Genomic DNA, 21,438 nt, shown 5'->3' with positions numbered 1-21,438 from the left:
AATTAATTCATAAAAAAGCGATCGCCTATTTTTAAGTCATCTAAAGGCGATTGCCCATTTTTTCATAAACTTCCAATGATTGACTATTTTTGAATTACCTAAACGCGATCACTTACTATCCCTCAACTTAAAACAGCGATCGCTCCTTACCCGATGATAAAAAGATAAAAAGCGATCGCCCCTTACCCAATCATAAAAAGAGATCGCTGGGTTTGATGAGTGAAAAAATAGACTGATTGCTCTAAACTGATAAGAATCAAAACTGAGATTGAGGATAGAGTTTATGGCAAAAGATCCTGCTGTATTAAAAAAAGTATCTATTAGTCTTCCTTTTGGTATTGGTTCAGCCGAATGGGAAGCGGATTTGACTGAACGGAGAGCGGCTTGGTCGTTGTATGTGGAATTGGTGACTCGCATTGCGGTAGAACCGTTGGCGGGGGAGGAAGGTCTGCTCCGTGAGGATTTGAATTCGCTGTATAGTTTATTTGGTACAACCCGCGAAATTCTCAAAGAAGCTGGCCCAGAGGTGGGAACTTCTCATCGTTCTGTGGGTGGCATTGCCATAGCTGTTTTGAATCGAGGTTTGCGTCCTTTTCTAGCCAAGTGGCATCCTCGTTTACAGGTTTGGGAGTCCCAACGCCCTGTTGATGTCAGTCCTTCTGAACATGAGCAAAAATGGTCAGATGCCCTAGAATTAAGAAAAGAATTAGGAGTTCTCAGGGGAAATTTGCACAGGTATTCCCTGGCTTTAGCCGATATTGCTGGAATCGAAAATTAGATTAGGATTTTTTTGAGAATGTCTATTTTTATTAGCTATAGTCGCAAAGACCAAGACTATGTAAATAAGCTGGTGGAAGCTCTTAGAGAACAGGAATTGCCCTGGTGGATAGATAACAAAATTGACTACGGGGATCAATGGACAAGAGAGATTAAAGAAAATATTAAAAAATGCCAGATTTTTCTGCTGGTGATGTCTCCTAGCTCCGAAGAGTCTGACTGGGTACAGCGCGAACTGACTTTTGCGCAACATTTGAGAAAACCTATTTTTCCGCTTTTGTTAGATGGTGAAATATGGTTTCAAGTTATAGATATTCAGACGACTGGTGTACTTGGAGGGGAATTGCCGCCTGCCAGTTTTTTTAATAAAATCCGATCTAAATTAAACAATAAAACCAGTGGATTGACCGCCAAAGAGTGGTTTAATCTTGGCTATAACAAAGGTCAATCAGGAGACTATCAAGGTGCGATCGCTGACTACAATCAAGCCATTCAAATCAAACCCGACTATGCAGAAGCCTACCTCAATCGCGGGAGTGCTAAGTCTAACTTAGGGGACAAGCAAGGTGCGATCGCTGACTACAATCAAGCCATTCAAATCAAACCCGACTATGCAGAAGCCTACCTCAATCGCGGGAGTGCCAAGTCTAACTTAGGAGACAAGCAAGGTGCGATCGCTGACTACAATCAAGCCATTCAAATCAAACCCGACTATGCTAATGCCTACCTCAATCGCGGGAGTGCCAAGGATGACTTAGGAGACTACCAATGTGCGATCGCTGACTACAATCAAGCCATTCAGATCAAACCCGACTATGCTAATGCCTACTACAATCGTGGGTTAGCCAAGGATGACTTAGAAGACAAGCAAGGTGCGATCGCTGATTACAATCAAGCGGCACAACTTTACTCGCAGCAAGGCAATATGACATGGTACCGTCGGGCTCTCGACAACATCAAAAATCTTGAAAAATGATTTTGGGGAAGGTTATTCCCATGAACAATGGCTGTTACTGAAATTAAAAAATCAAAATAAAGGACTGATAAATTAATCTATAATGCAAGAGAAAGGAGCTATTAGTGGAAGACTATTTGAACCATCTAAAGCGGGAGGTAAAATTCTTAAATTATCCTATCAAGAAGTAAAAATTACTGACAGAGGATTAATCATGAAAAATACCGTACAGTTAACCCAACTTGAATCTGACTTTTCCCGTTAAGTGCGGATTGCAAGCTGCCAGCCTTGGCAAAGGTCATGCAACTTCAACCAACCGCGCCAAAGGACTTGGATACCGAGAGGAGTTTTACGACGATGTTCAAGATAACCACCAAGAAAAGCAACAGACTCGACAGCCCAAGCAACAGTCAAAATAGGGGGAAGTTTTTGAGAGGCGGCTGCTTTTAACACCTGAAGTTGAAGAGGATTAAGAATTTCAATCGCGAGAGCATCGGGCTGGGTACGATGAAGATAAGTAACGTGTAAAAGTTCAACAGCAATGACACTTAAAAAACCCAAAAGAGTTTTCATTCCATCAGAGGCAAGTCGATAACGCTCACTCTGACAACCAGACTTAAGGACTTTATGAAATTCTTCAACCCGCCATCGGTAGGTGTACCAACGAAGAATAGTGACAGCCATCTCAATAGTCTCAACAACTTCTGTAGTCAGAAGCATCCAAGATAAAGGAGTTTCGCCTTCGGGACAATCGATTTCTGTCGCATAAACAGCATAGACATTCAACGGGTCACGATTATCAAAACGATAGGGAGTTCGTAGATTAACTGAGCAAAATCGGACGGCAAGCTTAACCTTCCGTGCTTTTCTTTTTCCTGTACTCGGAATCTCGATTTCTTGATGAAAACGAATCGGTTCTGATTCCAAATGTTGCCAAAGTCGTTCACTATTTTTGTCTAAACTACGATTATGAGACGCTCTGACCAGCACTCCTGTATGCTTGAGTTGACGCACTGAGTCAAAGACTTCTGAAACATCTCCTTCTCTGTCAAATACATGAATTACCCTCGTTGAACTTTCTACCTGTTTCTCACAGGTGTTTAGAGCCTCTACCCATTTGTAGGATTCTTTTTCCTCAAATGGTCTTTGACGAGCTGCTTTTCTTTGTTCTTTCTGTCTTTCTTTTTTCTGCTTCGCCGTTTCATCTGTTGGGGGCTTTTCTTTTACCTCCCTATTCCACAGTTTTTGCCATAATAAACCTAATACTTGTCCTTTTTCTGGCTCAATTGCTAAAGCACTATGCAGTATTAATCCATTCCCTCCTTTTCCAGTCGGCCCATACCCTTCCCTTTTTTCCTTGATATTGCGATAATCTAAGAAGGTCGTATCTCCGACTGATAGCATTATCTTATATTCTTCTACGGCGGCAGTTGTCATTTCACAGTGCGGCTCTATTATCTTGACAAAGTCTGTTTTCGGATTCCCAAAAATTCATAGGCCCTCTTTAACTCGTTTCCTCCCTTAAACACTTCTGATAAGGCTTTTCCAAACCCCTCACTTAACTTTTTCCCAATCGAGAAGGCACGATTGTTTAGCCTCTCGTCTCCCAATTCACAACTGGCAAAGTTTTTTGTCCACCATTCCAACATTTTTTGACCTGCCCTTTAAGATTTTCTCCATTTTACAGTCTCATACTCCCTTCATCCTTTGTTTTTGAAATTTGAACGATAAGCGGGATGATGGCTTCAGAATATTTTTTTCCTGTCAAGAGAATCATTACTCAAACCCTTGCCAGATAAAGCCTCTAGAAGTTTGCATTGCTGGATTTTGGACTTAACGGGAAAAGTCAGAACTTGAATTAGTGCTTCTCCAATTAGTTGAAAGAGGAAAAGGAAAATGGAGTTGGTACGAATTAGCTAACGCACTTTCCCGCCGAGATGTTCCTAGAGAACCTGATATGATGACAGTCTTAAAAAATCTTTCCCAGCGAGGCTTAGTCAAACGTTATGTGGAAAAAGAATCGCCGCGTGATCGTTGGGAATTGACTTCAAAAGGGGAGGTTTTGTTAAAATAGACAACATCAATCTGAAACAGCTAATGACAAACTGCAAGATGATGGGGCTAAAGTTTTGGGAAAATGGTTTGAAGGTGTCGCTCTCTTACAAGTAAAATCAACTGAACCAGCGATCACCGCTTTTATAATGAGATTAACTTGATAAGATATGATCAACTTTTTAGTTGAAAGATTATCATCCAAAAATGAGTTATTTAGTATTCTAGTTTACCCAAAGAAACATTATGAAAACACAAACCAAAAACCCAGAAATTATTATGCGTGACGGAAAACCTGTCGCTGTCATTCTTGATATTGACATTTATGAACAAATGTTAGAACAAATTGAAGGCATAGAAGACCTTGAATATTTAGAAAAAATTCGTCAACAGCCTCTTGAATTTCGTTCTCTTGATGACTTTTTGAATAACTATTAAATTTTTAAGTTGCGATCGCCTTCTTAACCCTGAACCAAAACTGCGATCGCTTTCCATCTCTCAACTTGAAATAGCAAGATCAGGCATTATTAAAATTCACCAAGAAGAAGAATTTTACTGATAGAATGCAATTGATGACTATCAATATTAGCAACTATTGCCTAACAAGTAGGCTCTCTCGTCATAATGAGGTAAAATGCTGGTATATATACAAATTTATATTTGATGGGTTACGGCGCAGTGCATGAATTATGAAAAAAATCGAAAAAATTATCACAGAATTTCGCCAAGCACTAGAACAAATCTATGGCGATAAATTAATAAACTTAGTTCTATACGGTTCTCAAGCAAGAGGCGATGCAACCGAAGACTCTGATATTGATATGATGGTAATTTTAAAAAGTCCTGTTTCTCCTGGAGATGAAATTTTCCGTATGGGAGAAGTCAAAAATCAAATTAACCTTAAATACGATCAACTCATCTCAGTTTTGCCCATATCTGAAGAAGATTTTTTGTGTAAAGATACTCCTTTATTAGAAAATATTCGCCGAGAAGGTATAGCTTTATGAACCGCATTCAAACATTACTAAGTCTAGCTAAGGAAGAATTATATGCTGCTGAAATTTTGTTAGAAAATACTCTATATCGTGCTTGTATTTCTCGTGCATATTACTCATTATATCATACGGTACAAGCTCTCCTAGCTGCTAAAAACATCAATGCTCGAACGCACAGAGGATTGATTCAACAATTTGGACAGTAATTTATTAAAACAGGAGAACTATCTCAAAAACTATCAAGAACCTTGAGTGAAACTTTTGATTTAAGACAGTTAAGTGATTATGATGAAACGATACCCATCACTCAACAACAAGCAGACAAAACTTTAGAAAATGCAAAATTGTTTATTAGTGAAGCTACTAAGTGGCTAGAGAATAATCAAATTCAGTAAACAAAAATAATAAATAAAGAAAATTGTCTGATGAATATTCGCCAAAACAACTCTACTCGCAGCAAGGCAATATGGTATCGTAACGCTCTCGACAACATCAAAAATCTTGAAAAGTGATCTTTGGAAAATTTGTTCTCCTCGCTCAATTGAAAGACGCAATCAATTCTTGATTTGTAATTCTTAACTTGAAACAGCGATCGCGGTTAAGTTGTTGGTAAACCCATCAATACAAAACGAATAACGACCCCTAAAATTGCCGTAAACAGAATACCGATTAAAGCCCAAATTTGCCGATTTTGACTCCCTTCTACTTTTTCTAAACGCTTATCTAAGCTAGAAACTTTCCCGTCTAAGGCTTTAATATCCCCTTTGACATCAGCCAACTCGATTTTTAGCCCATTTATACCATCTTTCAATCCACTAATATTGTCATCAATACGATCTAGCTTTTTGTTCATCTCAGCTAGAACTTCGCGTAGATCAATTTCGATAATCGTTGGGGTTGGCATAGTGAATAAAGATCAACTACGTTATCATTCAAAATTGTAACGCATTTCCATAAAACTCAAAAGTGATCCCCCCTTACCGATGATAAAAAGCGATCGCAGTGGTTGATGAGTGAGAAAAAGCTAATTAGTATAAACTGATAAGTATTGAAACTGAGATGAGGATAGAGTTTATGGCAAAAGATCGCGCTGTATTAAAGAAAGTATCTGTTAGTGTTCCTTTTGGCATTAGTTCAGCCGAATGGGAAGCCGATAGGACTGAACGGAGAGCGGCTTGGTCGTTGTATGTGGAATTGGTGACTCGCATTGCGGTAGAGCCGTTGGCGCAAGAAGAAGGTCTGCTCTGTGAGGATTTGAACTCGCTATACAGTTTATTTGGTACAACCCGCGAAATTCTCAAGGAAGCTGGCCCAAAAGTGGGAGCTTCTCATCGTTCTGTCGGTGGCATTGCGATCGCCTTTCTCCACTCGCTCTGCAATGTTAATCAGAAAATTTTACCAACTACATCTTTCCTTGTCTGATCTGACTTTTGTAGAATGGAGACAGCGACAATTTAACATTGAAAGTTAACATCAATGAAATTAAAATGATGGATTCAAAACATATTTCTATTCCGCTTTATGACCAGGATTTTGCCCTCTGGATTGAAACCACTGTTAACCAATTAAAATCTAAAAACTTTACTGAACTTGACTTAGAAAATTTAATTAATGAGGTAGAATCCTTGGGCAGACAGGATAAACGAGAACTAGAAAGTCGCTTAATAACCCTCTTTGAACACGCCATCAAACGCCGTTATGTTCCCATGACAGATTGTTATCGGGGTTGGGAAAATACCCTTAAACGCACTCAAAAAGAACTTAAAAAGAATCTGCGCGATTCTCCCAGTCTTAAAAATTATTTTTTAGCGATTCTTAATGATTGTTACCAAGATGCGGTAGATAATCTTCAGGATGATTACGACATCAACTTTCCTGAACATTTGCCCTTTCCTGAAACAATAGAGGTTTTATTAAACGAAAAATTCTGGCAATAAACTTTGATACTTCTGATTTATGCTTTCCATAAGCCATGATCGCCTTTCCCAACTCAGCCAACAACTCCAATTTGTCGATCATGTCAACCTAAGTAATTAAATCTTGGATCCTAACTTCCATTTCATCTGCATTTTCATTAGTATTTTTAAAAAACTTTATTTCAATTTTATCTTCTGTTTCCAACACTGTCGTAACAGTTAATTTCATTGAAACTTTCGGCTCATCTAAAATTTTCAACAATTTAGCTCCTCTTTCGTTTTCATCTGGTTGTATTTGAACAGGGCGAACAATATCATCTCTATTATAAAAAACTAAACCACGAAAAACAACTGTGATATTTTGATTTTCATAACCTCTTAAAGGATTATAGTGATTATTTAAAGTTAACAGAAAATACATTTTGCTCATTCCATCTTCAAATTTTTTTTCGACATCACCTAAGCAACTCCAACGTTTATCTTGCTTTAAATTAGATTTCATCTCAATCAAGCATACATATAATTTGTGAATTTCACCATTTCGCTCTCTACAAAGTATTAATAATGCAACTTCTGGTGTTTTTCCCGATAGTAAAAAATAGGGAAAATTCTTGTTAAAATTATTCATTAATTCCAAATTAACCATCCAAACATTTTGAATTCCGTACTTTTCGGGAGTTTTATTTTTATTGATAGTGACCTTTTTCAAATCAATCTTATCTGAAGAAAAATCTGTGCTGTCTTTTTCTTTAGCTGTTCTTTTGTTCCTTCTATTTATCTTTTTTGTAAAAGAATTATCCGAAGTTGAATCACTTTCTTTTTTGGAATTATTTTTAGGTTCTAAAATCTCAATAAAAGGACGCGTTGTTTCATTAGTAACAAGACCTTTTTTTTCTAAAAAATGATGAAAATCATCACGGATTGATGACAAAGACTTATCTTCTCTCAGAAGTTTTTGATGTTCAGTTAAATTATCTTTATTCATTTTCTTTGTCATAGATATAATCTGTAAGAGTTTCAGAAGATTTTTTTAAAGAAATTGTTGTATCCTTAAAATTTCTAAAATAGATACCATAATGGCCACGATCATAACTAATAATTTCATCTCCTGTAAAAAAATAAACGCCTAAATCTTCCCTCGATAATTTAGTATCTGGATAAAGGTATTGAAGCTCATTATCAGCAATAATTTCTTTTATTTGCTCATTATCATAATATTGTCTGAGGTTATCTATGTAAAGATAATTATTAACCGCATCCGCAAGTAAGGGGCTATGGGTTGCAATTAAAACTTTATTATCTGATTGACTAACAAAATTAATTAGTAAGTCTAAAAGTTTAATTTGATTTTCGGGATGCAGGTTAACTTCAGGCTCGTCAATTATCAGAAAATTACCTTTTTCCCTAGCCCAATATTTGAAATAAAGATAAAGTAATGTTAATTGATTAGCCGAAGAAGAGGCAAGATACATGGGCAAATCAATCTCTTGCTTATTTTCTTTAAATCGAAAAGAAAACTGGACAGGGCCAATATTTTCAACCCGATCAAGGATAATATCACCTCCCATAATTTCAGCTAACTCGATTAGACGAGCATTATAAATACCCAAAGATAAAGGGTTATGGTTAAGCTCATAAAGTGCTTCAATTGCTTGGCTAACTGGCTGAGTATAGGAACGTCTAAATATTTTTTTTCTAATTTCTTCAATAGATGTAAGTTCTGATATTAAACGGCGATCTTCTTCTCCTTTGTTTCTCTCAATTTCATAAATATAGGTATAAAACATAGAGAAAAATGCTCTACTTGCAGGCAAAAAGAATTGTACAGTAGAGCTAAGTTTTCCATGCTTAAATCCTACTGACATATTTAGTATAATCTGGAGTATTGCTAGGATTAAACAAGATAGTTTTCTCGATGTGGCTTCTGATGAAATTTTATTATAGTGTAACCGAATGCAATCTTGAGGTACTTCATCAAAAGGTTCAAGCCATTTAACATTAAGTACCAAACTATTTATACTTTTTGTAATTTGTAAACGACGAGTTTCAAGGGAATAGCCAAGTTCTAATTTTCCTGGAAAGTCAATAGTTACAACAGTAGTAACTTGGGTTTCAATAAAATCATTGACAGTTGCTTTGAAAAAAATTGAAGACTTATCTCGTTCAGAATCAGGTTGATCCTGGTTATAAACTGTAAAAATTTCTTTCTGTAGAAACAAGCCAAATTTCTCAAGAATAGAATCAAGTAGCGATTGAGTAAGTTCAATTTGCCAATCATCTGAATGATTTTCATCACAAACTTCTTCTAAAACTCCATCAGCAAAAGTAGATTTAATAAATTTAATATGTTTATCTTGATTAAAAATAGTCCATAAAAGCTGGGAAACATAGGTTTTTCCACTATTGTTATAACCCAAGAAAATAAAAAACTTCTTCGATAAATCAATGCTTTGTTGATTGCCTTTAATTGGCCCCAAGTTCTTGATAACTAATTCCATAACGATCCTCTAAATACAAATTAATATTGTTTAGTTTTTTATAAAGTATTATTGGACTAGGTTAATTTAGATATCTAGATTATAGCATAATTTAAATTCAGTATTTACAATCGTTTGTAACCTTTTGAGCTAAATTAAAGTCAACATCCCCGTTCTTAGTCCGCTATCCCCATGAACAGCGATCGCCTTTCCCAACTCCGCCAACAACTCCAAACCGCCAGTTATGCCTACTATGTCCTCGACGCACCGATTATGGAGGACAGCTTGTATGACCAACTCTATCGGGAATTGCAAACCCTAGAAGCCCAGCATCCTGAACTGATAACCCCTGATAGTCCGACGCAACGGGTGGGAGAACGCCCCGCCAGTCAATTTACCTCGATCTCTCACAATATTCCCCTGTATAGCCTCGAAAATGCCTTTAATGTGCAGGAATTACAGCAATGGCAGGAACGCTGGCAACGGATTACTCCCGATGTTAAACAGGCAGAATATGTTTGTGAATTGAAAATTGATGGATCGGCGATCGCCTTGACCTATGAAAATGGGGTGTTAGTACGAGGTGTGACCAGGGGAGACGGCACAACGGGCGAAGAAATTACCCAAAATATTCGGACAATTCGTTCCATTCCCCTCCGCTTAAATTTAGAGAATCCCCCTGCTAGGGTAGAAGTTAGAGGTGAAGCTTTTTTACCTTTAAATGAGTTTAATCGCATTAACCAAGAACGGGAAGAAAAAGGCGAAAGTTTGTTTGCTAATCCTCGCAATGCGGCGGCTGGAACATTAAGACAATTAGATTCAAAAAGAGTATCTCAGCGACGATTACAGTTTTTTGCCTATACATTACATTTACCCGACCAGGAAGAGCAAATTCACAGTCAATGGGAAGCCTTGGAATACCTCAAAAAAGCGGGTTTTGCAGTTAATTCCCACTGTCAACTTTGTCCCGATTTAGCGGCGGTGACGGAATATTTTGAGGATTGGGAAGGGGCGCGGCAACGGTTGCCCTATATGACCGATGGGGTGGTGGTCAAGCTTAATCAGTACACTTTACAGGCTGAATTGGGATTTACCCAAAAGTTTCCCCGTTGGGCGATCGCGCTTAAGTATCCTGCCGAAGAAGCTCCGACCATAGTACGAGAAATCTTGGTTAATGTGGGACGGACGGGGGCTGTAACTCCCTTGGCGGTAATGGAACCTGTGCAGTTAGCTGGAACTACAGTACAACGGGCAACTTTGCACAATCAGGATCGCATTGCCGAGTTAGATATTCGCCTTGGGGACACGGTAATCATTCGCAAAGCGGGGGAGATTATACCTGAAGTGGTACGAGTGATGAAGGAGTTGCGTCCAGCCCAAACGGAACCCTACCAAATGCCCAGTCATTGCCCTGAGTGTGATTCACTCTTAGTCCGTCCTGCGGGGGAATCGGTGATTCGTTGTATTAATCAATCCTGTCCAGCGATTTTGCGGGGGAGTTTAATTCATTGGGCCAGTCGGGATGCCTTGGATATTCAGGGTTTAGGGGAAAAAATGGTGATTTTATTGCTCAATAATAAGCTCGTACAATCTATTGATGGTCTTTACGGTTTAGATTGGCAGAATTTAGCAGAATTAGAGCGTATGGGCAAGAAATCGGCGCAAAATTTGGTTAACGCCATCCAAGATAGTAAAAAACAGCCCTGGTCGCGTATTCTCTACGGTTTAGGCATTCGCTATGTGGGAGCGGTTAATGCCAAGATTCTCGCTGAAAGTTTTCCGACGGTGGAACAATTGGCACAGGCTTCTATCCCTAATTTAGCGGCGGTTTATGGTATCGGTGAAGAGATTGCCCAATCGGTTTATGACTGGTTTCGTAATGAGAATAATCAGGGTTTAGTCACTCGTTTACAGGCGATCGGTTTTGTCTTAGCTCAGGCTCAAAAGTCGGTAGAAGCAGATAGTCAGAATCAAGTTTTTGCGGGTAAAACTTTTGTTTTGACGGGAACTTTACCGAGTTTAAAGCGACAGGAAGCCCAGGCTTTAATTGAGCAAGCAGGAGGAAAGATAACGAGTTCGGTAAGTGCAAAAACTGATTATATTTTGGCGGGAGAATCGGCGGGTTCTAAGTTAGAAAAGGCGCAAAAGTTAAATATTACTATCTTAAGTGAGGAAGAGTTTTTAGAAATGTTAAATTAGGGGAGTTCCAATTCTTCTTTTGCAATCTCGAATTAAACTCTCGTACAAACCATAAATTTTTGTTGCTAACTTATTCATTTCCTCTGCTTTTTCCCAACGCGGATGTCCAAAATCATCTTCAGGTAATTCCATTGATGATAAGTTTATATCATGATAGTTTGTCCATGTGTTTGCAAACAATTCATTTTTAAATATGATTAATTGAGTTAAAAATTCTTGACGTTGCTTTTCCAAAACAGAATCAAGGAACTCAAAATGAGGATTATTCCATTTATTCACAAAGTTGTAAATTTCATGTAAATCTTGTGTAAAAAGTGTATTTTTACAGTCTTCTTCACGCAGAAAGCGTACTACTCTTCCGTCATAGGGAATATCTATTTGAAGTTTATTAAATATTTGTTGATCATGTTCTCGTGAAGATATTGTAGTTGGAGAAGATTGCAAGATACCATGTTCTATCATTACTGTGAGTGCCGAAACTAGATCAGTAACTAGTTTTTCTTTTATTAACTTTCGAGTCTCTGAATCAGTATTAGAAGCAAGTCGAAAAGTAATAGGCCAGCGATTAGACTGAAGATTAAACGGTATATTCTCTTTTGGTACACCAAATTCCTCATTCATTACTAAAATTATCCTTTCGTTTCCTAAAGCACTAAGTGCGTAACCAGTTTCAATCAAAACATTGGGATTAGCACAGTGACGTGATTTATTAAAATCGGAAGTAGAAGTTAAAGATAGATCAGCGACAAAAACACGACAGTTTGTAATTTTAGAAAAAATGGTATCAGTAATATTCGGGATTCCAGGAATATCTTTTGTGTCATGATCTAGCTCTAGTCTTTCATTGAGATCATAACTCTTATCTTTATAAATATTTTTTAATGCCTTTTCCAAAGCATTTTTTATAAAAGAACGATTTTCTGGTGTTTCACTTTGCCATGAATAAAATATAGAGATAGACATAATTGGATGATTTTTTAATACAAAAATGAGGACTGATCTTTTTAAGGAAAGTCAAAGTATAGTTACTTTACAATTCTATCTCGTGAAGAGTTAGCTGGAGATAAAAGTACTGAACATCTCTACAAATTCATCTCAAGGATCATCAAGATTATCCAACATTTTAACGAGACCTTTTGCACAGCCAAATTGAGGTTTGTTAGAAATAGTAGGAAGCAAAATGAGTTGAAAGTTCTGTCCTTCGCTATTTTTAATACTTCTTGTCCTTCAGATACGGATTGCAGTAACTGGGGTAGTTGATTTTGGGCTTCATTTAGAGTTAATTGCATAGCTTACCTTTTAATCAGGAAAATAGTCAGCATCTAAGATTTGCTCTTGGCTAAAGGGGCATTCAATGGGAAAAGTTTTGCGGGGAAGATTGGTTTCATTAACCGCCGCACGAATCGCTTTTTGATAGCAGTCTGACAAAATTTCTTGGAAATAAGGTTTTAAGCTAGGGCTATTTTTAAGAATTAATTCTAATTGTTCCCTCTGTTCATCAATGGTATTTAACCAACTAGAGGTTCGTTTTTGGGGTTGATATTTCCATTTGAGTAAGTGCATGAGTAATACTTTAAGACGACTGAACGTTTCCCGTTTATCACTATTTCCCATTGACTGAATTTCTTCTATTAGGTTTTCTCGATCTAAGTTAGTTAAGTCTCCATTTTTAAGATAATTGATAGTTTGTTCTATCCAAAGATTAAAGTCTTTTTCATAGAGAGTTTGAGTAGTCATGGTTTACACTCCTAAGCAAATTTTAGATTATTCAACTTTTTCAACTTACTCTAGGACTTTGTTAAAGTCCGCTTGAGCTTGGAGATGATTCTCATAGCTGGCTGAAATTGAGAACATCATCAATTACTAAATGCTAGATAACCAACAGGATAACACAATTTAGGATGTGTATCTGGGTTTCATAAAGAGAATTGCCCCGTTGAGTAAACGCTTTTTACTATAGCAAGGTTGATGAATAGGCATAATTTGACGATTTTCCGATTCTTATTTTTCTCTTTTAGAACTAAGATTGAATTGCTAACAATGTCTTTTCTTCTCGATTGATTAAACAAAACAAGGTACATTTTAAGTAATGCACCCTACGGAATCAGAGATCAGTTCTCTTACTATTTTAACGTCAGTTCGAGATAAGCTGAAACTCTTATCCTGTCGTAGCCATTTTTTTAGATATGACACCTCTCAAATGCTTATTCTTTCGTTCAAGGGATTGCCGAAGAGTCCTTAGCCTGAACTCAGGTTAATTTACTCTTTCGGCAAAGAGTTTGCATGGCAGATCACCAAATCAGAGGGGCATAGAATTACGGTAATTGTACTTCCCATGCTTGGCTCAGGATGTTTAAGAAAATTAACGGCTAACGTTCCCCATCATCCGCTGCCGACAACTTCTGTATCATAGTCGATCAAATTTTATGGTTGTGTGTGCATGGGAATTATTATTCGGCGATCGCACTAGAAGAGGGTTAATCAAGGGATAATGTATGCTTAGGCGATCTCCTGATTTCCCAAAAAGACAGGATGAGAGGAATAGGAAGAACCAAAAAAGTATAAGTGCTTGACAATATCCGAAAGAATAATCGTTGTCCATTGTTGTTTATTAGATCAAGAATTGGATGACCCAAGCCGCTTGACATTCCAAATACCACATACAATAATGTAACAACAAGTAACAGGACAAGATATCCAATAGCAAGGATCCAATTATTATTAAAGGGTAAGGCCTTCATTGCATAGAAATATAGAAAATTTTCAAAAGCGATCAGAAAAAAAAGAACCTGGAGCCCTATGTAAGGGAGATAGTGATTCATGAAATTCACCTCTGGGTTCCAGACAAACACAATTCTTACCCAGACCGTCAACAAAAGTGCAATTGGCAAGCAAATTGCAGAGACAATAAATGCAAATAATGGAGCTTTTTTTTCGCGATAGGCATCCTGAACTCGCAAAAAGCTAAAAATGATATATAAAACAAAAGGAATTTCCCAAAATGGCAAAAGCATAGCCGAAACTGTCCGACTTGGCTCGTAGTCTATGACATAACATGAATGGTTGAATCCAAATAACTTGTAGATCGTCGTAGTTTGGGGATCAACACCAGAAAATTTGTTGGTCAAAAAAGAACCCACAACCAACATAACGATAAACCCGACATATCCAATAATCCTGAATATTTCTGGATTGAACGTCACATTAAAGACATAGTTTGGTGTTTTATTATTGTTGGTATTCTCGATATTACTCATAGTTAATCTTGGCTCAAATAAATTAGGTTTACTTTTTGGAGCAAAGTCAGAAGAACGCTGCAATTTCAGACGGTCTTGATTGGCATACTAACCATAGATTATACAGAAAAATGTGTATATCACGCTAAATACGCATTTTTTTTAGAAACTTTCCGTATATCACTACTAAATTGTATGATCCCCAGAAAACCTTCCTAATCTCATCGGTTCTTCTGGCTTTGCGGTAGAAGATGTATAATAAGATACACTATATGAGGACGACATCAATGTTATTTTTTCTGGAAAATCTTCTGAATTTACCAAAAGTAAACATAAGAAATGTGATTCAAGAGGGAAAACAAGCGTTTTTAATACTGAGTTGTCAAGAGGAAGAAGTCAAATGTAATTATTGTGGTAGCTTAACGGATGAATTACATCAGACGAACAGTGTATTAGTAAGGGACTTGTCTATCTCTGGTCAAATGGTATATCTGAAAGTCCCTCGTCGTAAATTTTACTGTAAAGATTGTCAAAGGTTTTTTACAGAAAATCTAGAATTTATGGAAGCCCGTAGGAAATACACAGTGAGGTATGAAGAATATATTTATGGACGAGTAAATGTGAGCAGTGTGGAACAAGTAGGTAGAGAGGAATCTCTATCATGGGATCAAGTGAATGGAATTTACCAACGTCAATGTGAAGCTAAAAAAAAAGATTGGCAAGGAGTAAAACACCTCGGGATGGATGAAATAGCGAAACGAAAAGGTCATCAGAATTTTGTAACAGTGTTAGGAGATATAGAGAAAGGAGAATTAATAGAAGTGATAGATAGTCATCAACAAGATAAAATCATCGAAGTGCTGATGAAGAAAGAATTAGAGGTGAGGGAAGGAGTAGAACAAGTGAGTGTAGATATGTGGGGAGGATTTCCTAAAGTAATAGAAAAAGTATTTCCGAATGCAGTAATTGTAACAGATAGATTTCATGTAATGAAGGCGTTGAATGAAGAATTGAATAAAATCCGTAAACAGACAAAATTGAATGTAAAAATCAAGGGAGAAAAGTGGCTATTATTAAAAAATAAAGAAGACCTAAAAGAGGAAGAGTTAGAAAAACTAGAATTGGTGTTAAAGCAATCTGCTCGTTTGCGTAAAGCGTATGAATATAAAGAGTCATTTAGAGAGATATATGAAAAAGTAAATGATAAGGAAGAAGGAAGATTAAAATTTACAGAATGGTTAGAGAATGCAAAGAGCATTTATACAGATGTAATTAGCACAATTCGTAGGAATTTGGACTCTATTTGTAACTACTTTTTGAGTCGAACGACGAATGGGGCAATGGAAGGCATCAATAATCGTCTTAAACTAATCAAGCGTCAAGCTTATGGATTTATGAACTTTGATAATATGCGAAATCGTTTTTTAGCTTGCTTTTCATGATAAGCTTTAATTATCACTCTTTGTTCAGGAGAACCATCTCATCAAAACGCGATCGCCCTTGATTGTCACTCAGAAAAGCGATCGCCCCTTAGCCCCCTAACCAATGATAAAAAGCGATCGCCCTTGATCTTGGCAACTTGAAAACGCGATCCCTGTTAGCCCTTTACCCAGTGATAAAAAGCGATCGCCCTTAATTTTGGTATTGAAAAAGAGATCGCAGTCCCACTCCTATAAAAATCAGTCTGAAAATTCAGTTAACAGCAGGGGTTCTAATTTCCACAAAAAGTTTTTTTCCTAGTGCTTTTACATACTTTTCTATAGTAGAAATATCAAAATTTTCAGTTTGAGTTTCCAGTTGAGAAATAAGAGATAGCTCCCAATTCAAATCATTAGCTAATTGTTCTTGGCTGATTCCTTTTTCTTCCCTTGTTCGAGCCAAAAGATAGCCTAACTTGAAACTTAGATAACCTGCTTCAAAATTTTTAGCAAATTCATTATCTCTTTGTTTTCTTTGGTCAATATAACGTTCTAAGTCAGTCATAGTTTAGGTTCCTCCGTAAATAATCTCGTTTTCGTTGTTCTGCTAAATGGATTTCCTGAGAAGGTGTTTTTTGTGTCTTTTTAGCAAATCCGTTAGTTAAAACGATTATTCTGTTATACAAAGGGAAGCCAAGCAGCCGAAAAATGTTATTCCCGACTTGTATTCTGACTTCCCATATATCATCTGTATTTACTGGTTTTTTGAAATATTGGCTAGGAATGGGATCAACTTCTTGAATTAAGGATAACACCCAAATCACTTTTTGAGCTTGCTTGCCTGAGAGAGAATCGAAAAAGTCTTCCACAGGACTGGCTCCTGATTCAGTTCGATAAAAAACAATTTCTCTCATGGGTCAAGATTTAGATTCCACTGCTTTAGATTGTACATCAAGCGATCGCCCTTAATTGTAGCAAATTGAAAACGTGATCGCCCTTGATTGTCGCAACGTGAAAAAGTGATCGCCAGAAACCTCCCACATCACGCAACAAAAAGCGCATTATATTATTGCCAATTTGCGTTTCTATTTATGAACTACACGGGATTTTAACCCAAAAGTTATTCTTGCTGTAAATTTTTCGTTGATGATATCTTCTGATCCAATGGCGGAAGTCTTACCGTGCCGTGACCAAGGATAAGCTATCAACGAATTATTTACAGGTAGAAAAAAGTAGAAGTCAATCAAGTATTCCAATCCTTGGTTTAGAAAATCAAAGATTGCTATGCTTTTTTTTTTAATTGGTAAGAAAGTTAGTTAGAACAAATCAAGATTTCAAAAGCAAAAAACACATTGTGTTTCAGTGTTATTACTAGTGTCGAAACCGAATGGATCGTTGGTGCGTCTCTAGTGGTCAATGGGTTAATGCCCAGATTATTAAGCGATCGCTGCCAAGATTGCATCTTCATTTTTTGACTCCGTTTAAATACAGAATTTTGTTGAGATCATTATTCCTCTTTTACCGTAACCAGTCCTCGCGCTCTAAGATCTATCTCGGAGAATGGGGAATACAGATCCTCAGTATGGGGGTATTTCTCTTTTGGGCTTCTTCGGTGACGGCGATTTCCCCTGTCATGCCCCTCAAATTGAGCCAAAACGGAGATTATGCCAATCAGTCTTTTTGTCCCACAGAATTTGCCACTGAAATTGAGACCCTATTGCAACGTTCCGAGTTTGTTCGTAGTTACTGGGGAATTTTTATCGCCGAGGAGAAAACTCAAGCCGTTCTTTATCAACACAATGCCGATCAATTATTTGTCCCTGCTTCCAATACCAAGCTCCTTACCACGGCGGCTGCTTTGCTGACTCTGGGACCAAATTATCAGCTTCAAACCCCTTTCTATGGTCAAGGCCAAGCACCGGTACTGGAAGCATTAACAATTATTGCTCAAGGTGATCCCACCCTGACTAGGGATTCATTAACCGCGATCGCTGCCCAACTGCAAACTAAGGGAATTACCGCAATTAAAACCTTAGTTTTAGAAGATAATTCAGCACCGGAAAATCGTCTTAATCCGACCTGGGAATGGGAAGATATTCACTATGATTATGCTCCCCCCATCAATCGAGCTATTCTTAATCAAAATACCGTTACCTTAACTTTAACGGGCAAGAAGATTGGCGAACCAGCCCAAATTACCTGGTCTGAGCCCCTCGCAGCTCAACAATGGCAAGTGGTTAATCAAACCAGAACTGTTGCCGCTAATCCTAGCCAAAATATTCAAATCCAAGGGCTTCTTGCTCAGAATACTCTGGTTGTGACAGGGGAATTAAGTCTTGGCTCTCAAGAGATTAATGGTGTGGCGATTCCCGATCCAACCTTATATTTTCTGCAAACTTTTCAGCAACTTTTAAAACAACAGGGCATTCAAGTTGATCGCGTGATGATGACTAATCAGGCCAACCTTGATAGGACTCAGATTCCTCTACTGACCATTACGTCTCCTAAGCTAGGGACAATGATTCAAACAACTAATCAAGATAGTAATAATCTCTATGCGGAATCTTTATTAAACCTATTAAATCCACTCCATAAAGCCGGTTCAGAACCAGTTAAAACAGCGTTGCAATCCCTGGGTTTAGATCCTAATACTTATTTTCTTAAAGATGGTTCTGGTTTATCTCGTCAAAATTTAGTTTCCCCTCGTCTATTGGGCCAATTATTACTGCAAATTAACAAAACCCCTTTTGCCAAAACCTATCAAGATTCCCTGGCGATCGCTGGTCAAAACGGAACTTTAAAAAATCGCTTTTTACAAACAGCCTTAGTCGGAAAATTACAAGCTAAAACCGGAACCCTCTCAGGAATCACTAGCCTTGCCGGTTATCTCGCTAATATCCAGAATCAAACCTTAATTTTTAGTATTTTGGTCAACAATAGCGATCGCACAGCTCCAGAACTTCGCCAAACCATTGATCAAATCCTTCAAAAAGCCTACACCTTACAACCCTGTGCCATCTCCCATACACCCTAAAAACCCTTCATTTTCTTCTTTCCCTATGTAGGGCTTGCTGAAAAAAGCTGAAACCTTTACGGAGAAAAATAGTAGGCGAATTAAGAACCGCTAGAATGCACGAAAATAGGGTAGAATGCCTCAAAACCATTGCATTAAGAAGAGAGAAAGCAGATGTACCGAAAGCAACAGTACTCAATTGAAACACCAGAAAACTTGAAAAATCTGTTCGGCGGGCAGTTAGACGAAGAAAATCGTTGGATAGAAATGTCAAAAATGATTCTTTGGGAAGAATATGAGGAAGAATATGCAAAAAACTTCACAGAAAAAAAAGGAGCCCCAGCCAAATCATTTAGAATAGCATTAGGAGCATTAATTATCAAAGAAATTTCAGGAAAAAGTGACAGAGAAACAGTAGAACAAATAAAAGAGAACCCTTATTTACAGTACTTTATAGGAATGGAAAGCTATAGTAGCAAAGAAGCATTTAATGCGTCAATGATGGTTCATTTTCGTAAAAAAATAGGAATGGAATTAATAAATAAAATTAATAAAGAAATAGAAAAAAAGCGACGGGTGTAGCGTCAGAAAAAAAAGAAAATGAAGGAAAGTTATTGTTAGATGCGACTTGTACACCAGCAGATATAAAATATCCAACGGATATAGGAATATTGAATGATGCCAGAGAAAAAACAGAAAAAATAATAGATAAGCTGTATGAAGAAATAAAAGAGAAAAGGAAAGAAAAGCCGAGGACTTATAGGGAAGTGGCAAGAAAAGAGTACTTAGGGCTTGCTGAAAAAAGCTGAAACCTTTACGGAGAAAAATAGTAGGCGAATTAAGAACCGCTAGAATGCACGAAAATAGGGTAGAATGCCTCAAAACCATTGCATTAAGAAGAGAGAAAGCAGATGTACCGAAAGCAACAGTACTCAATTGAAACACCAGAAAACTTGAAAAATCTGTTCGGCGGGCAGTTAGACGAAGAAAATCGTTGGATAGAAATGTCAAAAATGATTCTTTGGGAAGAATATGAGGAAGAATATGCAAAAAACTTCACAGAAAAAAAAGGAGCCCCAGCCAAATCATTTAGAATGGCATTAGGAGCATTAATTATCAAAGAAATTTCAGGAAAAAGTGACAGAGAAACAGTAGAACAAATAAAAGAGAACCCTTATTTACAGTACTTTATAGGAATGGAAAGCTATAGTAGCAAAGAAGCATTTAATGCGTCAATGATGGTTCATTTTCGTAAAAAAATAGGAATGGAATTAATAAATAAAATTAATAAAGAAATAGAAAAAAAAGCGACGGGTGTAGCGTCAGAAAAAAAAGAAAATGAAGGAAAGTTATTGTTAGATGCGACTTGTACACCAGCAGATATAAAATATCCAACGGATATAGGAATATTGAATGATGCCAGAGAAAAAACAGAAAAAATAATAGATAAGCTGTATGAAGAAATAAAAGAGAAAAGGAAAGAAAAGCCGAGGACTTATAGGGAAGTGGCAAGAAAAGAGTACTTAGCCATAGCAAAAAAACGTCGTGTGTCAAAAAAAGAAAGAAGAAAAGGAACAAAAAAACAACTAGGATATATAAAAAGAAACTTGTCTGATATAGAAAAAATGATAGAAGAGGGAGCAAAGTTAGAAAAACTAACGAAAAAAGAGCAAGAAGAGCTTGTAACGATAGGAAAAGTGTATGAGCAACAGTTAGAAATGTATGAAAAAAAGACAAATAAAGTAGAAAACAGAATTGTGAGTGTAAGCCAACCTCACGTGCGTCCAATAGTGCGTGGAAAAGCGGGAAAAGCAGTAGAGTTTGGAGCTAAAATATCGGCAAGTAATGTGAATGGCTTTGTCTTCTTAGACAAATTAAGTTGGGATAATTACAACGAATCGGGAGATTTACAAGCGCGAATAGAAGAATATAAAAGGGAAACAGGATGTTATCCGGAATCGGTTCATGTGGATAAAATCTATCGAACAAAAGCGAATCGAGCTTATTGTAAAGAAAGGGATATAAGAATGAGTGGTCCCCGATTGGGAAGACCGCCGAAAGAGGTGAGCAAAGAAAAAAAGAAAGAGGCACGCTCAGATGAAAGAGTGCGTAATGCCATTGAGGGTAAATTCGGACAGGGAAAGAGGAAATTTAGTCTTGGTCGAGTGATGGCCAAACTACCTGAGACCTCGGAAACGGTAATTGCGATGAACTTTTTGGTAATGAATCTTTCTACTCTACTTCAGAAGACAAAAAGTAAAAAGTTGTAGAGTCGTTTTTCTTGTGAAAAATGGTGTTAATTTTCCTCTCTTTTGTGAGGAGTGATTTGTGTTGACCTTTTTAGACAGAAAGGAACAATAGATTAAACAAAATCTGTATTTTGATTTGTTTCCATAAGGA

General features: G+C 37.2%; 22 protein-coding genes and 2 pseudogenes. 14 read left to right on the top strand and 10 right to left on the bottom strand.

Features of this window, described 5'->3' with window-relative positions; genetic code table 11:
* The first annotated feature begins 283 nt into the window (after positions 1–283).
* Both KA717_34475 and KA717_34470 read left to right on the top strand, forming a co-directional pair.
* Positions 284–778, top strand: coding sequence for a hypothetical protein (locus KA717_34475; protein UXE60569.1), 495 nt, complete (start codon positions 284–286; stop codon positions 776–778).
* 18 nt (positions 779–796) lie between these two features.
* Positions 797–1,753 (top strand): tetratricopeptide repeat protein, encoded by a 957-nt coding sequence (locus tag KA717_34470; protein UXE60568.1) that lies wholly within the window; start codon positions 797–799, stop codon positions 1,751–1,753.
* A gap of 240 nt (positions 1,754–1,993) precedes the next feature.
* Here the strand turns inward: KA717_34470 and KA717_34465 are convergent, their stop codons facing one another.
* Together KA717_34465 and KA717_34460 are read right to left on the bottom strand one after the other, a co-directional pair.
* Entirely contained in the window at positions 1,994–3,169 is a 1,176-nt protein-coding gene (locus KA717_34465; protein ID UXE60567.1) for an IS4 family transposase, read from the bottom strand.
* A 17-nt stretch (positions 3,170–3,186) separates the two neighbouring features.
* Entirely contained in the window at positions 3,187–3,381 is a 195-nt protein-coding gene (locus KA717_34460; GenBank protein UXE60566.1) for a transposase, read from the bottom strand.
* A gap of 212 nt (positions 3,382–3,593) precedes the next feature.
* Between KA717_34460 and KA717_34455 the strand changes: the two genes are divergently transcribed.
* The 5 genes from KA717_34455 to KA717_34435 all read left to right on the top strand — a co-directional run bounded on the left by KA717_34455 (position 3,594) and on the right by KA717_34435 (position 5,174).
* On the top strand, positions 3,594–3,806 hold the full coding sequence (locus KA717_34455) for a hypothetical protein (GenBank protein ID UXE60565.1): 213 nt from the start codon (positions 3,594–3,596) through the stop codon (positions 3,804–3,806).
* Positions 3,807–4,030: 224 nt separating this feature from the next.
* Complete coding sequence (locus KA717_34450) at positions 4,031–4,222, top strand: type II toxin-antitoxin system Phd/YefM family antitoxin (protein UXE60564.1); 192 nt, start codon at positions 4,031–4,033, stop codon at positions 4,220–4,222.
* 251 nt (positions 4,223–4,473) lie between these two features.
* Entirely contained in the window at positions 4,474–4,791 is a 318-nt protein-coding gene (locus KA717_34445) for a nucleotidyltransferase domain-containing protein (GenBank protein UXE60563.1), read from the top strand.
* A complete protein-coding gene (locus tag KA717_34440; GenBank protein UXE60562.1) occupies positions 4,788–4,985 on the top strand; it encodes a HEPN domain-containing protein in 198 nt (65 codons plus the stop codon). The genes KA717_34445 and KA717_34440 overlap by 4 nt, the downstream gene beginning before the upstream one ends.
* A gap of 42 nt (positions 4,986–5,027) precedes the next feature.
* A complete protein-coding gene (locus tag KA717_34435; protein ID UXE60561.1) occupies positions 5,028–5,174 on the top strand; it encodes a hypothetical protein in 147 nt (48 codons plus the stop codon).
* 203 nt (positions 5,175–5,377) lie between these two features.
* Here the strand turns inward: KA717_34435 and KA717_34430 are convergent, their stop codons facing one another.
* Positions 5,378–5,632: a hypothetical protein gene (locus tag KA717_34430; protein ID UXE60560.1), complete on the bottom strand. Its 255-nt coding sequence runs from the start codon at positions 5,630–5,632 to the stop codon at positions 5,378–5,380.
* Between the two features lie 221 nt (positions 5,633–5,853).
* Here KA717_34430 and KA717_34425 point away from each other — a divergent pair, with 221 nt between their 5' ends.
* Both KA717_34425 and KA717_34420 read left to right on the top strand, forming a co-directional pair.
* Positions 5,854–6,201, top strand: coding sequence for a hypothetical protein (locus KA717_34425; GenBank protein UXE60559.1), 348 nt, complete (start codon positions 5,854–5,856; stop codon positions 6,199–6,201).
* A 65-nt stretch (positions 6,202–6,266) separates the two neighbouring features.
* A complete protein-coding gene (locus KA717_34420; GenBank protein UXE60558.1) occupies positions 6,267–6,716 on the top strand; it encodes a DUF29 domain-containing protein in 450 nt (149 codons plus the stop codon).
* 88 nt (positions 6,717–6,804) lie between these two features.
* Here the strand turns inward: KA717_34420 and KA717_34415 are convergent, their stop codons facing one another.
* Positions 6,805–7,680 carry a hypothetical protein gene (locus KA717_34415; GenBank protein UXE60557.1) on the bottom strand — a complete coding sequence of 292 codons (876 nt, stop codon included), beginning with the start codon at positions 7,678–7,680 and terminating at the stop codon, positions 6,805–6,807.
* Complete coding sequence (locus KA717_34410; protein ID UXE60556.1) at positions 7,673–9,193, bottom strand: ATP-binding protein; 1,521 nt, start codon at positions 9,191–9,193, stop codon at positions 7,673–7,675. Before KA717_34410 ends, KA717_34415 begins: the two co-directional genes overlap by 8 nt.
* A gap of 171 nt (positions 9,194–9,364) precedes the next feature.
* Between KA717_34410 and ligA the strand changes: the two genes are divergently transcribed.
* Positions 9,365–11,371 (top strand): NAD-dependent DNA ligase LigA, encoded by a 2,007-nt coding sequence (ligA, locus tag KA717_34405; GenBank protein UXE60555.1) that lies wholly within the window; start codon positions 9,365–9,367, stop codon positions 11,369–11,371.
* On the opposite strand, the gene KA717_34400 is transcribed toward ligA, so the two are convergent.
* The 3 genes from KA717_34400 to KA717_34390 form a co-directional block, all read right to left on the bottom strand.
* Positions 11,363–12,334, bottom strand: coding sequence for a hypothetical protein (locus KA717_34400; GenBank protein UXE60554.1), 972 nt, complete (start codon positions 12,332–12,334; stop codon positions 11,363–11,365). The two genes, ligA and KA717_34400, sit on opposite strands and share 9 nt — an antisense overlap.
* Before the next feature lie 336 nt (positions 12,335–12,670).
* Positions 12,671–13,108: a DUF29 domain-containing protein gene (locus tag KA717_34395; protein ID UXE60553.1), complete on the bottom strand. Its 438-nt coding sequence runs from the start codon at positions 13,106–13,108 to the stop codon at positions 12,671–12,673.
* Positions 13,109–13,848: 740 nt separating this feature from the next.
* Positions 13,849–14,691, bottom strand: a complete 843-nt coding sequence (locus KA717_34390; protein UXE60552.1) for a hypothetical protein — start codon at positions 14,689–14,691, stop codon at positions 13,849–13,851.
* Between the two features lie 203 nt (positions 14,692–14,894).
* Here KA717_34390 and KA717_34385 point away from each other — a divergent pair, with 203 nt between their 5' ends.
* Positions 14,895–16,049, top strand: coding sequence for an ISL3 family transposase (locus tag KA717_34385; GenBank protein UXE60551.1), 1,155 nt, complete (start codon positions 14,895–14,897; stop codon positions 16,047–16,049).
* A gap of 250 nt (positions 16,050–16,299) precedes the next feature.
* Here KA717_34385 and KA717_34380 read toward each other — a convergent pair whose 3' ends face one another.
* A complete protein-coding gene (locus KA717_34380) occupies positions 16,300–16,590 on the bottom strand; it encodes a helix-turn-helix domain-containing protein (protein UXE60550.1) in 291 nt (96 codons plus the stop codon).
* Positions 16,583–16,939, bottom strand: coding sequence for a type II toxin-antitoxin system RelE/ParE family toxin (locus KA717_34375; GenBank protein UXE60549.1), 357 nt, complete (start codon positions 16,937–16,939; stop codon positions 16,583–16,585). Before KA717_34375 ends, KA717_34380 begins: the two co-directional genes overlap by 8 nt.
* A gap of 668 nt (positions 16,940–17,607) precedes the next feature.
* On the opposite strand from KA717_34375, the gene dacB reads away from it, so the two are divergent.
* The 3 genes and pseudogenes from dacB to KA717_34360 all read left to right on the top strand — a co-directional run bounded on the left by dacB (position 17,608) and on the right by KA717_34360 (position 21,287).
* The gene (gene dacB, locus KA717_34370) at positions 17,608–19,059 is read left to right on the top strand and encodes a D-alanyl-D-alanine carboxypeptidase/D-alanyl-D-alanine-endopeptidase (protein ID UXE60548.1); all 1,452 of its coding nucleotides are present in this window, start codon (positions 17,608–17,610) and stop codon (positions 19,057–19,059) included.
* A gap of 153 nt (positions 19,060–19,212) precedes the next feature.
* A pseudogene (locus KA717_34365) lies at positions 19,213–19,841 on the top strand (transposase).
* A gap of 108 nt (positions 19,842–19,949) precedes the next feature.
* Positions 19,950–21,287, top strand: a pseudogene (locus tag KA717_34360) (IS5 family transposase).
* The last annotated feature ends 151 nt before the right edge of the window (positions 21,288–21,438 follow it).

It is taken from the genome of Woronichinia naegeliana WA131, from assembly GCA_025370055.1.
In the GTDB taxonomy this organism is placed as follows: Bacteria; Cyanobacteriota; Cyanobacteriia; order Cyanobacteriales; family Microcystaceae; genus Woronichinia; species Woronichinia naegeliana.
Note: the sequence above shows the minus strand (reverse complement) of the source record. Positions and strands in the feature narration are given on the sequence as shown.

Bases quoted from the DNA above. Each gene is read 5' to 3' on its own strand.
- KA717_34470 (UXE60568.1), top strand. From the start codon at position 797: ATGTCTATTTTTATTAGCTATAGTCGCAAAGACCAAGACTATGTAAAT.
- KA717_34385 (UXE60551.1), top strand. From the start codon at position 14,895: ATGTTATTTTTTCTGGAAAATCTTCTGAATTTACCAAAAGTAAACATA.
- KA717_34410 (UXE60556.1), bottom strand. From the start codon at position 9,193: ATGGAATTAGTTATCAAGAACTTGGGGCCAATTAAAGGCAATCAACAA.
- KA717_34425 (UXE60559.1), top strand. From the start codon at position 5,854: ATGGCAAAAGATCGCGCTGTATTAAAGAAAGTATCTGTTAGTGTTCCT.
- KA717_34460 (UXE60566.1), bottom strand. From the start codon at position 3,381: ATGTTGGAATGGTGGACAAAAAACTTTGCCAGTTGTGAATTGGGAGAC.
- KA717_34380 (UXE60550.1), bottom strand. From the start codon at position 16,590: ATGACTGACTTAGAACGTTATATTGACCAAAGAAAACAAAGAGATAAT.
- KA717_34420 (UXE60558.1), top strand. From the start codon at position 6,267: ATGATGGATTCAAAACATATTTCTATTCCGCTTTATGACCAGGATTTT.
- KA717_34445 (UXE60563.1), top strand. From the start codon at position 4,474: ATGAAAAAAATCGAAAAAATTATCACAGAATTTCGCCAAGCACTAGAA.
- KA717_34465 (UXE60567.1), bottom strand. From the start codon at position 3,169: ATGACAACTGCCGCCGTAGAAGAATATAAGATAATGCTATCAGTCGGA.
- KA717_34430 (UXE60560.1), bottom strand. From the start codon at position 5,632: ATGAACAAAAAGCTAGATCGTATTGATGACAATATTAGTGGATTGAAA.
- KA717_34395 (UXE60553.1), bottom strand. From the start codon at position 13,108: ATGACTACTCAAACTCTCTATGAAAAAGACTTTAATCTTTGGATAGAA.
- KA717_34440 (UXE60562.1), top strand. From the start codon at position 4,788: ATGAACCGCATTCAAACATTACTAAGTCTAGCTAAGGAAGAATTATAT.
- ligA (UXE60555.1), top strand. From the start codon at position 9,365: ATGAACAGCGATCGCCTTTCCCAACTCCGCCAACAACTCCAAACCGCC.
- KA717_34415 (UXE60557.1), bottom strand. From the start codon at position 7,680: ATGAATAAAGATAATTTAACTGAACATCAAAAACTTCTGAGAGAAGAT.
- KA717_34375 (UXE60549.1), bottom strand. From the start codon at position 16,939: ATGAGAGAAATTGTTTTTTATCGAACTGAATCAGGAGCCAGTCCTGTG.
- KA717_34450 (UXE60564.1), top strand. From the start codon at position 4,031: ATGAAAACACAAACCAAAAACCCAGAAATTATTATGCGTGACGGAAAA.
- dacB (UXE60548.1), top strand. From the start codon at position 17,608: ATGGGGGTATTTCTCTTTTGGGCTTCTTCGGTGACGGCGATTTCCCCT.
- KA717_34400 (UXE60554.1), bottom strand. From the start codon at position 12,334: ATGTCTATCTCTATATTTTATTCATGGCAAAGTGAAACACCAGAAAAT.
- KA717_34475 (UXE60569.1), top strand. From the start codon at position 284: ATGGCAAAAGATCCTGCTGTATTAAAAAAAGTATCTATTAGTCTTCCT.